The following is a 14,270-nucleotide window of genomic DNA, read 5'->3' as shown; positions in this document are numbered from 1 at the left end:
TGGCTTTGTTATTGCTTAGGTGCTTAGGTGTATTGAGAGTAAAAGATAAGAGGAAAAGCGTGTCTTTTCCTCTTAGTGGATTAAATCTAGTAGTTAGCGGTCATGGTGTTAGAGCAGCCTGAAGCGTCACAAATTTTGTAGTCAACGCTGTCTGGACTGTCGGCATTGGTTCTGAAGCGGTCACGGAAGCGGCCGTCGTTATTGGTTTCAGCAACCATCTCATCATCACGATAGATGCTGACCTTGTCACCGTTTGCACCATTCCAAGACAGATCAACCATCACACTGCCTCGACGTGACTTAAGTGTGCGGATTATGGAGGCTTCGATATCGCTTACCGGCACAGTAACATCGTAACTCTGACTCGCTGTCTCTTGAGCACCACCATCATCAGTAACGGTTAAGGAAACGGTGTAGTTTCCTGAGCTGATATAGCTATGGCTGGTATTTTCTCCAGTGTCAGTATTACCATCTCCGAAATCCCAAGCCCAGCTAACGATGTTGCCATCAGCATCTGTGCTGGTGCTGGTGAAGGTTCCATCAGCATCATTAAAACTGGCGTCGAAACTGGCGACAGGTGGCTGATTCGTCTCATCGGCTTCAAATGAGCCAGTGAGTGTCAGTCCATCGTAAGTAGCATAAGCATTGACCATCACATACCAGACCCCAGCCTCAGGTGTCGGGAAGCTACAAGTCTCGTTACTGCTTCCAGAGAATGAGCGACAATCATAGTCGCTTAATGTCGGCAGTGAACCTTGCTTAACATACAGGTCGGCATCACCAGATGCGCCAGCGGTGACAAATTCCAACGCCGTGGCGTTGGCGGGGACTTGCATATAAAAGTAGATTGGCTCACCGGTTTCAGCGCTGAGATCGGTTCTTGGTTCACCTGAAATGAGTTCATCTTGACCCTGATCGAAAACAGCTGCCTGAGTATAGGCTGTTCTTGATGCACCTTCATCATCGGTCACTTTCAGAGACACTTCAAAGTTTCCGCGTGCAGAATAGACGTGTGATGGATTTTCAAGTTCACTGGCATCACTGTCATCGCCAAAGCCCCAAAGGTAGCTGACAATAGTACCATCTGGATCTTCAGATCCTGTGCTGCTGAAGTTAACGACGGTATCAACAAAGCCTAGGTATGGACCATTGATGCTCGCAACTGGAAGTTGGTTATCTCCAGGATCGGTTGCATTCATGCCGTCGATGGCCATTTGACCAGTACTTTCCGGATCAAGCCAAGTACTTAGACGGGTGCTAGCTGTACCGCCGCCATCCCATGAAGTGTGAATTCTACCATACCAATCAGACTGGTCATTGCCACATGCTGCACCGCCGCCGTGGAGTTGTCCAATGACGCGTTTGTTTTGATCGAACAGATGAGAACCTGATGAGCCACCTTCGGTCGTCCCTAAATCCCAATCGATGACGCGAACATGGGTGCCATCTCCTGGCGTTGCGTTACCGCTATAGGAAGTGATTGTAGTCGCGTCATCCTCAAAGCTAATTCGCTTTTCATCTACATTGGGGTGATGAATGGCGACAGCAGAAGTCGAGGTTTCATCTACCGCATTCCAACCAGCAAGGAAAACGTTATGACCAGGATCAAAAGGATCATCGAGCTCGACCAAGGTCATGTCAGAAGGTGAGTGACCTGCACGGAAGATCGCGCCAGTATTAAACTGATCCAAAGTACCATCACCCGGTCCACCACTGTCGCCACTGTCAGGCGCACGACAAAAACTGTTCTCAAAATTCCAGTAGGTTACCAGTGAAGGCGCGTTACCTGCATTAATGCCACAGTGAAAGGCGGTTAGGAAGAATCCACGCCCATCGTTTGCAGTGTTATTTAAGGCGCCGCCTGAACAGAATCCTGAGCCTCCCAAGCTAATTGCCGCAGCTGAGCGAACCTGATCTCTCCACTCGTCTCCGGCGCTACACGATACATCGACATTACAAGAACCAGACAGTGTTTCATAGATGTCTTTAGGGTCTGATCCTAGGTAACCGTGGTTAACGGCACTGAGTTTGAGCTTAAGTTGCTTAAGTTGCTTGGTGGGGACATTGACCTCAATGATGACGGTGTCGCCTTTTAACATTGGCGTCCACAATTGACCGTGGTCATCATTGTCTTTCACCGTGAAGGGGCGAATTTTTTGAGCATAATCTGGAGTGTAAATATGTAATGAGCCACCTTCTGGCATAAAATATTCGCTAAAACCGAAGTTCAAGGATAATGCACCGGAAGAGACTATTTTGGTACGCCAAACAGACATATCACTTGTTTTGCCATTTTGAGTTTGGCGTTGTGATTGCCAATCGCTAGGCGTGATAGCCACCTTGATAGGCTCAGCAAATTTTAATATTACGTTTTCTGAGCTTGTTGCCCGTTCGAGCGCATCACGTTGTCTGAGCTTGGTGTTATCCAAGGGCGGCATTTTTTGTAATTTTGTTTGATTTAATATGTCAGGTTGAGACAAGGACAGAGGTGCTTGAGCACTCTGTGCGCTTAAGCAAAGAAACGCACCTGCTAAGCCAAGATATTTAATGTATTTAATATTCATAAAACCCTCATTGATTTGACAGAAGTTTTAATCCAAAATTGAGGATTAAACTAATGGAAATATTTAAACGTACTCAATAAATAAGACCGTAAAAGTACCTGCGAACTTAGCCCCAGATAAATTTTCACCACTATGTCTAAAATACAAAAACGCTATCAGTTTTATATTTGTTTTTTTACTTAAATGAAACTGTCTATTTTTGATGGGTTATGCTCATTTGTGTTCATTTTTATGCTTTATCAGTTATAATATTTTGTTGTTTTATTGACAGTGAATTTACGTTGTTTAATTTTTAAATAGATAAGTTAGTGGCTTGGCGTATATTCGGAGTGGGTTTCTGATTTTGGGTAGAGGTAATGCATACGTGTAGTTTGTTTTAAAATGCATTTTTTTATATTTAATTCATTTGTAAAATTACGACTTATCTACTACTTATAAAGTTTGTAACAATTCTTCTGATTAGATTAAACCTCTCTAGTCATACTCCATTTTTACTGAATGCCGTTATACATAGGGAGCTGATATTCATCATCCTGTGTTTTCAACTCTCACTTTAACTTTGAATTTGAACAAATTTGAAAGATCAAGCACAAGATTAACTAAATGCATTCCATTGCAGTGAAGGAGGAAAAGGGGTTTTCCACTGTTAGTCCTTTGTTCTAAATGAATAATTAGTATAACGTTTAATGATTGTTTATAATGCTATTAAAATCATTAATCAAACTTGGGAGCGAATTGCCTATGTAGAATATGACGAAGAAGGCAATATCAATATCGTCAGGGGTTAAATCAACATATAAGTTAAATGGGTTAATATCATTATTTGCTCCATTAAGGTTAAATGGATTATACCGATGAAAAGGATTAGATAGGAAACTAAGTTCCTCCCTCAATGGTGGAGTGAGGTGTTTAGCGAGTGGTAATACTCGATAGTGGCTAAAAATTATTGGGTTGAATCTATTGTCAGAAAGATAATATATATCTCCATATTGCAAAGTTCCTGACTCTAAATTACCCACAACATCGGCATCTTGTTGATGATCGGTATCGGAAACAAATTCCCCTTCAAGATTAAAATTGGTAATTAACTTAGCATTTAATTTAACCCTAGCCTCTCCTTTCTCATTGATTAAATTCTGATATATATTGTTGTTGATCCCTGTGGCATCAAATACTGTTGAGCTAAGACCTGAGTGTAAAGCCGACACGGTGGCGAGTCCGCCGCCTAAACTATGGCCAGTAAGCTTGATCTCATCGTTGGGGTAACGGTCCTTGATACTTTCGGCAAGCTCCATAGCCTGAGCATACTGCTCGGGGAACTCTCCTGCGGTGAGTTCTCCATCAGTTACCCAATCAGAACTACCAAGCTCACTACCTCGATAAGCGATGATTATGTGTGGTTCAGCTCTAAATACGACAGCGTTAAATCCAGAATCCTCTGCATGTTCCTCCAGTCTTGACCATCCATTAGGGGTTTGTTCACTTGTATAAGACGCTTCTGCAAACTCAAGCATTTGCAGTGCACCGCGAGCTTTATTGACAGATGGTGGATTGTTGTCTGGGTAGATGGTGCCAGTGTTACTGTCAGTATAGTTATAATTTGGATTACCTATACTATTGAAAAAGCCTATAAAATTTTCAACATCAGTATCATCAGCAAGTACCTGAGGGCTAATATATAACATTGAAATGATAGCGCTAATAAAACAATTTTTTATTATGTTACTCAACATCTTATTCTCCACGTATTAATTAAAATTAAAAATGTAATATGAATGCTGAATATTCAGTGTTTATTATATGTACAGATTTACTGAGGGAGATTCAAATAAAACACGCTATACTTTGGTCTAATCATTTTCGATGTTTTAATAAAACCTCTTGAAAAACATAAAGAAGAATAAATAAAATAATTTAACATAAAGTAGGTTTGTTCTACTTAAGTTGAATTTCTAACATGATAAAGTACAAGTTGGAGCTGTGGTTTACCTAATGCTAACCAGTATAAAATTATAGATGAATTTCTTTTGCTGCCGACTTTACGGGTTGATTGTTGACTACGCCAAGAGTAAGTTAAGCAAAGGCTTAAGGAATGGGCGTCTCTTGTTATGGACACTACCAATAAGGTAAAAAAATCATAACTTCAGTGCATATATTGTACTTGTCCTTGCTGCCGGGCTCTCTTATTATATTTACTTTACTTATCAAAAAAATATCGACTACTTCCGTCAACTTTCAGAAGCGGAAGATAATCTCAATATGCAATTAAGTAGAATCAAGGCACTCACTGTTTATGAGGATATACAGGCGCTAAGAAGCCAATGTAATAGTTACGAAGAAGATGACCATGGTCGAGTGTGTGAAAAGTCATTTCCATCTCAATCTATTAATAAACTGACTGACAATGACTCAAACACTAACAATGAAGATGGTGTTAAGGTTTTAATCAACATGGGGGGAGATGGTCATCTTTGTATACAGAGGTTAGTGGGGAGGAGTAAAGCATATTCTTATATAAAATTGAACGAAGTTCTCTCTCAATTAGACATTAACTTTGATGATATCTTGCTTGCGAATAGTGAGAATAAGATATTAGGCAATGCTAACAGCTATGGCGTTCACAATATTGTTCAACTCTCTAATCTGATAAAACAACAGCAACAGCAAGAGAACCAATACACTCCCTCGTTAAGTACTATGTGGTCTGAAAATGCTCAACAAATAGCTCAGAGTGCTGATTCAATACAGCAAACTAGCTTTACTGATCCCCTTCTCGGAGGACAAGATAGTCGCATCTTATTCCACCCAGTTAGACTCAGCCCTGACGAATCCCCACAAAAAGATAAAAATAAATAATGAGATAGGTAAAATAGTGAGGAACATTCATGGCATTTGGTGATCAAATTTATCGCCAAACAAAAATTACCACGAGTAAATGCCATGAATGCAAAGCAAGTTTTATCAAAATGCCTCTCACTTGTCACCCCATTAATGCACAAAACGTTACGCTTAAGCCTGTTTGCTGCGACTGAAAGTTCAATGAATGGAGGCTCTCTCCATTACTAGCCTTGACCGTAACATTACAAATAAAGCTAAGGAAAAATATAAGATTAAACGTGTAGATCGGCTTTGTAATAATGCTAATCTCCATCGTGAGATGGAGTTTGTGTATACTCGAATGGTCCATTTATTAGTCGGTAAAATGAAGCAACCAATTATTCATATTGACTGGTCAGATCTTGATGATAGGAAGCAGCACTTTCTCATTCGAGCATCTCTCGCTTCTCAAGGATGCTCACTTACACTCTATGAAGAAATACATCGGCTAAATAAAAAAGAGAAACTTAAAACCCATCCACTATTTTTGACAAAACTTAAGGCTATGTTGCCTAATGACTGCAGAGCTATCATCGTAACTGATGCAGGTTTTCGTATTCCTTGGTTTAAGCAAATCTTGTCACTTAACTGGGATTATGTGGGGCGTTTTAGAAATAGAACTCACTGTAAAAAGTGCTCAGAGGATGATTGGTATCCAGTTAAAAAACTATATGTTCAAGCAAAGTCCAGAGCCAAACATCTAGGCATATATCTTTTGGGTGAACAGGTATCTTTCAAATCTCGTTTAGTTATTTTCAAGCGCAATCCTAAAGGGCGAAAAGATAAAACAACAACAGGTGATAAAGCCAGGCAGAGCAAGCAGTCTCGTGCAAGTGCTGAACGAGAAAAAGAGCCTTGGTTACTGGCAACATCGCTGTATATCAACAGCGATACTGCTATACGAGTTATTAAAATGTATGCGACGAGAATGCAGATAGAGGAGAGTTTTAGGGACATAAAAACGGGTTTTAAAATGAATGATAGTGACTCAAGGATTATGCATAAACTAAGCGTGCTCTTACTCATTGCTTGTCTATCTCAATTTATATTGTATCTGCTAGGTTTAGCTGTCAAAGCTGCTGATAAGCACAGACAATAACAAGCTAACTCAATCAAACATCGTAACGTACTCTCAAACCAATTTATTGGCTTGAGAGCCTACATGTAGTGGGTAATCGAAGTCACCCTTCAATAGGTATAATTGGTAATAATGATAATCACCACATTCAACATTGGTTAAGTTCAAATCCTAATAAATGACTAGCTAAATAACTATGGCCCCAGCAATTAAGTCATTGTACCCCCGTATTTATAGCTTATAAATTAAAGCTATTCACCACGGAGATCACGAAGGACACGGAGGAAACTATTGCCAAAAGCTTTTTTACTTTCAAGTCTTCTCCGTGAGCTCAGTGTGGCAGTTCGTTATTTCAGCACTATTTTGTTAGGGTAATCATTAATCAATAGCTTTGCTGAATTGCTCGTAGAAATAAGTTTACTGAATGTCAGGGTATCGAGCTGGCGACATTCCATATGTACATACAGGAGGTTTATATGAAGCGAGTAACGGGTATTGGCGGTATCTTCTTTAAGGCAAAGGATGCTGCGGTTTTGCAGGCTTGGTACAAGCGCCACCTTGGTATAGATGTTCAGGATTGGGGCGGCACTGCATTCAATTGGGCTGACTCGGATGGTAACCCTACTGGTGGAACGACGGTTTGGTGTATTGGTTCGGATAGCGGCGAGCAGTTTGGACCAAACAATGCACCATTTATGGTTAACTATCGCGTTGAAGACCTAGATGTTTTAGTTGCGGTACTTAAAACCGAGGGCTGCAATGTTCTCGACAAGAATGAGGACTCTGAGTTTGGCAAGTTTGCCTGGGTTATAGATCCTGAAGGAAATAAGGTTGAGTTGTGGCAACCACCAGAAGGTCAATGAAATGCCTCATGTGCCATGTTGTAAGCACCAGTCTACCTACTATCTGGTCTACCATATAGTGTGCAGCCTTCAAACGAAGCCTGCTTATACTTTTTATTTAAGTATCTAGTGAGGTACTTATAAACTAAATAAAGAGCCTGAATGAACAATCATGTTTTAATTTCATTCAGGCTTGTTTAAGCTATTTAGCTTTTTTAACAGCAGAACTTGCCTTTGCTGTTGGATTTTTTTGACAATAATCAATCACGTCATCCACTTCGACGTCATCTAGATCGTCAACCTCTATGACACTCGTGTCACCAGTCCAGAAGTTGTAATGATATAGGAAGCCAACCACGACAGGGACAGTTGCATAATCAACATCTAAAAACTGGGCACAGGTCATATCTTTAACATCTATTCCTTTTGATGCTTCAGCTTGTGCGGCAGGAATAACGGATAAAGCCAGAGAGATAAATAGTATATTTTTCAATTTCATATTATCACCTTTAGATTAAGGGCGCATGTAAGACCATGTCAGCCTTCGAGGTGAGTCTAAACGATGGTTAAGCGCTGGGGCAACAACATCTCAGTCTGCTTAAGTAATATCATACTTAAGCATTCCCTAATCCGCTATTTTATCATTGACAAACTTGCCGTGTATCTCCTTTGTGAGTGACTCGATGGTTTCACTTAGGCCAATCGTAATTTCCGTGAGCTTGGTATTTCGCTCCATGAGATCCAGCAGCTGTTCTGACTGTTTCCTGGCAAACAGTTCTCGTTGTTCACATGCTAGTGCAAGGGACTCTCTATGAAGCGCATCAGCTTCTGCATGAGCTTTATCTCTATCTGCTTGACGCGTCTGAGCCAGAAGAATTAATGGTGCCGCATAGGCTGCTTGAAGACTGAATGCTAAATTTAATAATATAAAAGGATATAAGTCGAATGTTAAGATCCCCGTTAAATTCAGGGCTACCCATCCACCTACCACTATCGTTTGGATTATTAGAAAAGTAGGTGTGCCAAAGAATCGTGCAAATGCCTCAGCTTTTAACGAAAACCAGTCATCGCCAAATACTGAGAACACTCGAGAAAATGGCATGTAAAATCTTAAATGATGATTATTTTTTTCTGGTTCATCGTTCATATTTATTCCTTGGATGTATCTCTATTCTCAGCCTAATGTTTGGGACTATATGGCAGATGGTCGAGATTGCTATTGGATCATGCTCACTTGCCTTATCAGTCAGCTCAACACGTCACATATAAATAGCTCGCACACAAAGTATCTCACAGAAGGAGATGTTTGAAGGTGTTGCTTGGACACTATTTGTTTGATTGGTGCTAATGAACTTGTGTGGCGGCGGGAAATTACTGGCCATGACTTTAATTAATGGCTTTACGCTCAGTCGCCCTTTTTGTCACTAATAAACTTGCCGTGTATCTCCTTTGTTAGCGACTCAATTCGCTCACTTAACCCTATGGTGATCTCTGTGAGCTTGTTATTTCGTTCCATTAGGATCAGTAATTGTTCAGATTGTTTTCTAGCAAACAGTTCTCTTTCCTCACTCGCCGATGCAAGGGACTCTCTATGTTGAGCATCGGCTTCGGCATGCACTTTATCTCTGTCAGCTTGACGAGTTTGAGCCAGAAGAATTAATGGTGCCGCATAAGCAGCCTGAAGACTAAAAGCCAGATTTAATAATATAAAAGGATACAAATCAAAGGTTACGACACCCGTTAAATTGAGGGTTATCCATGTAGCAACCACGATAGTTTGAGTGATAAGAAAAACAGGTGTACCAAAAAATCGTGCAAATGCCTCGGCCTTTAACGAAAACCAGTCATCGCCAAATACTGAGAACAGACGAGCAAATGGCATGTGAAACCTGAAATGGTGATTATTATTTTCTGGTCCATTGTTCATATTAACCCCTTTTGATGGATGTCTACTTGAAATCTAACGTCTGCATCAACTTGACTGATTGTAGTAATGACGGTGAATAATCTGTTACGACAAGTTGTTTTTGTGCCCCCTTTGTGTGTTTGATTCTAATTAATACAACATTTTGTGTTGACTGGAAAGGTCTGGTTAGTGGATTGTATGGTGGTTGAGGTGAATTGGTAGCTGAGTCTATCGCTTGAGAACATTGACTGAGCTCCCGCTAAGAGGGGCTCAGTCAATGTATACAAACTCTACTACATGAGTGATCAGTTCAGAATGGTTTAGAACTTTTCAGTTCAAGACGCATTGGTGAGGCATTTAAATCGATACTGCAGTTAGAGTGGCTGATTTAAGTGCACCTTCAATATAACCAATCTCATCACTGTCGCCGATATTGGTCACCTTAAAGCCTGCGGCGGCAATCTCTAGGACTAAACGATTGTCTGGCTCTGTGCCTAATGCCATGATCACGGTATCAAGGGTGAGCGTCTGTTTTATTCCCTCTTTATCTGTGTAATCAATATGACGGGGATGAATAGCATCAAGTTGTAGCTGATTAATTAAGTTAACCCCAAGCTGTTTTAATTCGTGCAATACGCGCCAGCGGCGAACGATAGACAGCTCGGCACCAAAGTCTCGTCCAGGTTCAAGTACGGTGACTTGTCGGCCTCTGGCAGCTAAAAACTCAGCCAATTCCAGCCCGACCAAGCCACCCCCTATAATGCTGATCTTCTTGCCCAGCGGCATCCATAAGTTTGACAGTTTTCGACTGGCTTGAATGCTACTGGTAATGCCTGTCATAGCGCCAAGTTTAAGTAGTAACGCTGAAGTGCCACCCAACTTTTTTAAGGTTTTAGGGTTAGCTTCACCTGTCATCAATTGACGTAGTTCATCGCCAGACCAGACATGGGGCAGTTTAGCGCCATTGATATCAGGTAAGTTACGTTGAGCGCCGGTGGCAACAATCACTTCATTGGGGGTCAGTTGTTGTAACAAGGGAATAGTCGCCTCGGTATTGAGTCGAATATCCACCTTAGATTGCGTTAGTTTATGTTTTAAATAACTCAATAGTTTGCCATTTTCTGGGTAAGCCATAGCGGCAAAAAATAGTATGCCACCTAGTCGTCCTGAGCGCTCGATTAGGGTCACTTTATGGCCGCGGTCACTGGCGATTTTAGCCGCTTCCATGCCACCTGGGCCACCACCGATGACGACGATGTGTTTAGGTTTATCGGTCATGATAACGTTCAGTTCTGCTTCTTTGCCGGTAAAGGGGTTCACCGCACATTTCACCCTTTGATTAATAAAAATCTGGCTAACGCAGGCATAGCAGTAGATACAGGGGCGGATATCCGCTGGGCGATTTTCAAGAATTTTATTCGGCAGCTCAGCATCGGCCAATAGTTTGCGTCCCATGGCGACAAAAGCGCATTTGTGTTCACTTATGGCTCGATTGGCCAGTTCAGGCTCTAAACGCCCCACGGCAATCACTGGAATCGTCACACTCTCACTCACCGCGGCTGCCCAGTCTAAAAATCCTGCGGGTTTCTGCACCAAGGGCGCTTCAGTAAAGGCATCACCAGTGTTGGTGTTGGCATAGGCCGAGATGCTGACCGCATCGAGTCCGGCTTGTTCAACTAATTGGGCAACGGCGATACAGTCATCAATGGTAATGCCCCCTGGGGTTCTAAGCTCAGCAGCATCAAGCCTAAGCCAAAGGGGGAAATCGGCACCAACCCTAAGGTGCACCGCGTCGATGACTTCAAGTAGTAATCTGGCTCGGTTTTCAAGGCTCCCGCCGTATTCATCTTTACGTTGGTTGTAATAGGGAGAGAGGAAACCCGCAATAATATAAGTGTGCGCGGCGTGTAACTCTATGCCATCAAAGCCTGCTGTTTTAGCCCGTAATGCGGCTGCGGCAAACCATTCGACCATTTGAGCAATATCAGCTTTATCCATCACTCTAATGGAAATCTTGCCTCCCGCTTGGGGGCGAATAAAGGAAGCCAGTTCAGCTTGAGTCAGCGATTGCATCATGTCGGTTTTCATTGGCGGTGGCATGGAGGGAACCCATAGGTCGCGGCCTTCGGCGAGATCTCTTACTGCGGTTTTACCTGCATGTTGCAGTTGTATCGCGATTTTTGCGCCGTGCTTGTGCACTCGATCAGTCAATTGCTTGAGCCCTGGAATAAAATCATCTCTGGAGATCCCAACTTGAAAAGGCTCTGCGGTTCCGGCTGGGTAGGCGATAGCGCCGACCCCCATGGTCAGCATGGCCGCACCACCCTTGGCCCTTGCCTCGTAAAAAGCTTGAATCCGCTCACCACAATGACCATCCGCTTCGGCAAAGTTTGAGCCCATTGGGGCCATAATCATTCGATTTTTAAGCGTCATACTGCCAATTTGGCCTGGCTTTTGTAGTTGTTCAAATTTCGCCATGGGTGTTTTCCTTAATAAGCGTTACATCTTTTCGTATCAATGACCTTTCAAGCTGGATCTTGGTAGACGTTCCGCTCAACCATTGGCCAAAAAGTCGAGGCAGGTGCGATTAAATAAGGACTGATGTTCCACCTGCACCCAGTGACCGCAACGGTTGAGCATTAAGAATCTGGCTTGTGGCACATTGTCGAGAAACTTGAAGGTTCCGGCTGGTGGGTTGAACACATCATCCGTGCCCCAGAACCCCAGAACAGGGCAGCTTAATTCTGATAATTGTTGCGTCATATTAGGCACCATCATGGTGGAAAATAGATTGGCAGGTTGGGTCACCGCCACGGCAGCGCACTCGGCTAAAATAGCGTCATCAAGTTGACTGGCATCATAAAGTTGCAGGCTCATGACGGTGCGCATCTGCTCCACTCCCATTGGGCCTTGGCTGTATACCTCGACCATTTTGCGTATCCCTTCCATTGCAAAGTAGGTTTCTCTCTCTTCCACTCCACCGGGTGCCATCAAAATAAGACGTTCGACAGTGCTTGGGTGCTTTAATGCCTGCCCAAGCGCAATGGCACCACCAAGAGAGTTACCCAGTAGAGTACAAGATTTAATGTCTAATGCTTGCAGAAATCCATTGAGTGCGCTGACGAAAAAATCCAAATTGTATTGTACGTCAGCGGGTTTATCTGAGCGACCAAAGCCGGGTAAATCCAACACAATATTACGGTAACCAGCATTGGAAAAATAACCAAGACACCCAAAATTGTTAGAAGCAGATCCCTTGACTAAGATTAAGTAAGCGTTGTAGAGGAGGATTTGTTATGCCAACCCCAAGGAAAGCATTAGTTAGTTTGGAGGATACACTCTATTATCACTGTGTATCTCGTTGTGTTAGAAAGGCTTTTTTATGCGGAGTTGATCGTTATACTGGTCAGTCATATGAGCATAGACGAGGCTGGGTTGAAAATCGACTGTTAGAGTTAGCTTCTGTGTTCGCTATCGATATTTGTGCCTATGTAGTGATGAGTAATCATATACATCTGGTATTGCGAGTTGATGCTGATTTGGTTCGAAGCTGGTCAGATATAGAAGTGGTGTCTCAATGGCAAAAGTTGTTCAAAGGCGATAGCCTTAATCATGACTTCATTAAAGGTGAAACACTTGAATCCTATCAACAAACCATCATCAATAAACGGGTTAAAGAGTATCGTATAAGGTTGATGGATATCTCGTGGTTCATGCGAGCATTGAATGAACCTATTGCCCGTAAAGCTAATGCTGAAGATAAGTGTAAAGGCCGATTTTGGGAGGGGAGGTTTAAGTCCCAAGCGCTACTTGATGAAACCGCGGTTCTTGCTTGCATGGCATATGTCGATTTAAACCCGATACGCGCAAAAATAGCCAAGACGCCAGACACTTCCGATTTCACCAGCATTCAAAGACGCATTAAGGCAGCTATGAAAGGTGAGCAACCAACGTCATTGTTACCGTTTGTAGGGGACGAGCGGAAAGATATGGTCAACGGGTTGATGTTTAATGCTAAGGACTATCTGCAACTTGTTGATGATACAGGGCGAATAATCAGAAGTGATAAACGTGGGGCTATTACTCAAAGTTCACTACAGTTGCTAGATAGGCTTAACCTCCCCCAAGAAAACTGGTTGAAAATCACCAGTGAATTTACCAAGCTATTTAAAGGCGCTGTAGGAACGCTTCAAGAGCTTGATGCTTATTGTGCACACTCTGAGCGTAAACGAAGGCAAGGAGCAGCAAACTGCCGCCGGTGGTTAGATAGCGCATAATAACTCTACAAGTCACCTACCGACTCTATAATCAGACATCCGTTTGGCACTTTTTATGTTTGGATTTCAGATAAATAGTCGATACTTTATAGATCGTTGAATGCTTGCTAAAGACTCTATATGTTATTGATTAATAATGGATGGTTCAATATTTTTCTTTTTATAGTCACTCTGAACTTTCTTGTTGAGAATAAAAAACAATCAATTTGCAGCTGTTTGTTAGTAGTGATAGTTTTATGAGCAAGCTGCAGCAACCGAGATAATCATGAAATATAGTGCAATAAATTTGAAAGATAAGTTCTCTAAATTTGAGGATCTCTGGTCTCCCCGAGTAATAGCAGAGATGAATGACTATCAATTTAAATTGGCGAAGGGAGAGGGGGAGTTTGTATGGCATTCTCATCAAGATACGGATGAGGTTTTCATGGTCATAGATGGCACATTAGACATTGAATTTAGGGATGGGATCGTGACTCTCACCGATGGTGAAATGTTTGTCATCCCCAAAGGTGTTGAACACAAGCCTTTTGCAAAGGGCATATGTCAGGTTCTTCTTATTGAGCCCAAAGGGGTTATTAATACGGGGGATGCGGGGGGAGTTCTCACAGCAGAAACCGATATTTGGATATAAACAGCAACTGCAATTTGAGTTGATAGCATCATCTCTACTTTGATCTTTTTGACGTGGTTGTGAGTGAAAAATAAACTAATTATTTATCTTAGGAG

11 protein-coding genes and 1 pseudogene are annotated in these 14,270 nt (G+C 42.2%); 5 read left to right on the top strand and 7 right to left on the bottom strand.

What is annotated here, in order from left to right; genetic code table 11:
* Window positions 1-86: 86 nt before the first annotated feature.
* Together HWQ47_RS19765 and HWQ47_RS19760 are read right to left on the bottom strand one after the other, a co-directional pair.
* A complete protein-coding gene (locus HWQ47_RS19765; protein WP_269967745.1) occupies window positions 87-2,564 on the bottom strand; it encodes a PKD domain-containing protein in 2,478 nt (825 codons plus the stop codon).
* 683 nt (window positions 2,565-3,247) lie between these two features.
* On the bottom strand, window positions 3,248-4,297 hold the full coding sequence (locus HWQ47_RS19760) for a lipase family protein (protein WP_269967744.1): 1,050 nt from the start codon (window positions 4,295-4,297) through the stop codon (window positions 3,248-3,250).
* Between the two features lie 526 nt (window positions 4,298-4,823).
* Here HWQ47_RS19760 and HWQ47_RS19755 point away from each other — a divergent pair.
* From HWQ47_RS19755 to HWQ47_RS19745, 3 genes and pseudogenes are all read left to right on the top strand, one after another.
* Complete coding sequence (locus tag HWQ47_RS19755; protein ID WP_269967743.1) at window positions 4,824-5,420, top strand: hypothetical protein; 597 nt, start codon at window positions 4,824-4,826, stop codon at window positions 5,418-5,420.
* Between the two features lie 84 nt (window positions 5,421-5,504).
* Window positions 5,505-6,603 (top strand): annotated as a pseudogene (locus HWQ47_RS19750) (IS4 family transposase); the annotation flags it as partial.
* A gap of 392 nt (window positions 6,604-6,995) precedes the next feature.
* Window positions 6,996-7,382, top strand: coding sequence for a VOC family protein (locus tag HWQ47_RS19745; RefSeq protein ID WP_269967742.1), 387 nt, complete (start codon window positions 6,996-6,998; stop codon window positions 7,380-7,382).
* Between the two features lie 181 nt (window positions 7,383-7,563).
* Here the strand turns inward: HWQ47_RS19745 and HWQ47_RS19740 are convergent, their stop codons facing one another.
* From HWQ47_RS19740 to HWQ47_RS19720, 5 genes are all read right to left on the bottom strand, one after another.
* On the bottom strand, window positions 7,564-7,860 hold the full coding sequence (locus tag HWQ47_RS19740; protein ID WP_269967741.1) for an HdeA/HdeB family chaperone: 297 nt from the start codon (window positions 7,858-7,860) through the stop codon (window positions 7,564-7,566).
* A gap of 126 nt (window positions 7,861-7,986) precedes the next feature.
* Window positions 7,987-8,508, bottom strand: a complete 522-nt coding sequence (locus HWQ47_RS19735) for a DUF1003 domain-containing protein (RefSeq protein ID WP_269967740.1) — start codon at window positions 8,506-8,508, stop codon at window positions 7,987-7,989.
* Between the two features lie 258 nt (window positions 8,509-8,766).
* Complete coding sequence (locus tag HWQ47_RS19730; protein ID WP_269967739.1) at window positions 8,767-9,288, bottom strand: DUF1003 domain-containing protein; 522 nt, start codon at window positions 9,286-9,288, stop codon at window positions 8,767-8,769.
* A gap of 336 nt (window positions 9,289-9,624) precedes the next feature.
* Window positions 9,625-11,745: an oxidoreductase gene (locus tag HWQ47_RS19725; protein WP_269967738.1), complete on the bottom strand. Its 2,121-nt coding sequence runs from the start codon at window positions 11,743-11,745 to the stop codon at window positions 9,625-9,627.
* 75 nt (window positions 11,746-11,820) lie between these two features.
* Entirely contained in the window at window positions 11,821-12,534 is a 714-nt protein-coding gene (locus HWQ47_RS19720) for an alpha/beta fold hydrolase (RefSeq protein WP_269971802.1), read from the bottom strand.
* 29 nt (window positions 12,535-12,563) lie between these two features.
* On the opposite strand from HWQ47_RS19720, the gene HWQ47_RS19715 reads away from it, so the two are divergent.
* Together HWQ47_RS19715 and HWQ47_RS19710 are read left to right on the top strand one after the other, a co-directional pair.
* Window positions 12,564-13,544 carry a transposase gene (locus tag HWQ47_RS19715; RefSeq protein WP_269967737.1) on the top strand — a complete coding sequence of 327 codons (981 nt, stop codon included), beginning with the start codon at window positions 12,564-12,566 and terminating at the stop codon, window positions 13,542-13,544.
* A 265-nt stretch (window positions 13,545-13,809) separates the two neighbouring features.
* A complete protein-coding gene (locus tag HWQ47_RS19710) occupies window positions 13,810-14,175 on the top strand; it encodes a cupin domain-containing protein (protein WP_269967736.1) in 366 nt (121 codons plus the stop codon).
* Window positions 14,176-14,270 lie beyond the last annotated feature (95 nt).

The organism is Shewanella sp. MTB7 (genome assembly GCF_027571385.1).
Taxonomy (GTDB): Bacteria; Pseudomonadota; Gammaproteobacteria; order Enterobacterales; family Shewanellaceae; genus Shewanella.
This window is presented reverse-complemented; position numbering and strand designations above follow the sequence as displayed.

What these genes read in the sequence shown, in the direction of transcription:
- HWQ47_RS19715 (WP_269967737.1), top strand. Translation starts at nt 12,564, where the DNA reads ATGCCAACCCCAAGGAAAGCATTAGTTAGTTTGGAGGATACACTCTAT.
- HWQ47_RS19760 (WP_269967744.1), bottom strand. Translation starts at nt 4,297, where the DNA reads ATGTTGAGTAACATAATAAAAAATTGTTTTATTAGCGCTATCATTTCA.
- HWQ47_RS19755 (WP_269967743.1), top strand. Translation starts at nt 4,824, where the DNA reads ATGCAATTAAGTAGAATCAAGGCACTCACTGTTTATGAGGATATACAG.
- HWQ47_RS19765 (WP_269967745.1), bottom strand. Translation starts at nt 2,564, where the DNA reads ATGAATATTAAATACATTAAATATCTTGGCTTAGCAGGTGCGTTTCTT.
- HWQ47_RS19740 (WP_269967741.1), bottom strand. Translation starts at nt 7,860, where the DNA reads ATGAAATTGAAAAATATACTATTTATCTCTCTGGCTTTATCCGTTATT.
- HWQ47_RS19735 (WP_269967740.1), bottom strand. Translation starts at nt 8,508, where the DNA reads ATGAACGATGAACCAGAAAAAAATAATCATCATTTAAGATTTTACATG.
- HWQ47_RS19710 (WP_269967736.1), top strand. Translation starts at nt 13,810, where the DNA reads ATGAAATATAGTGCAATAAATTTGAAAGATAAGTTCTCTAAATTTGAG.
- HWQ47_RS19730 (WP_269967739.1), bottom strand. Translation starts at nt 9,288, where the DNA reads ATGAACAATGGACCAGAAAATAATAATCACCATTTCAGGTTTCACATG.
- HWQ47_RS19745 (WP_269967742.1), top strand. Translation starts at nt 6,996, where the DNA reads ATGAAGCGAGTAACGGGTATTGGCGGTATCTTCTTTAAGGCAAAGGAT.
- HWQ47_RS19725 (WP_269967738.1), bottom strand. Translation starts at nt 11,745, where the DNA reads ATGGCGAAATTTGAACAACTACAAAAGCCAGGCCAAATTGGCAGTATG.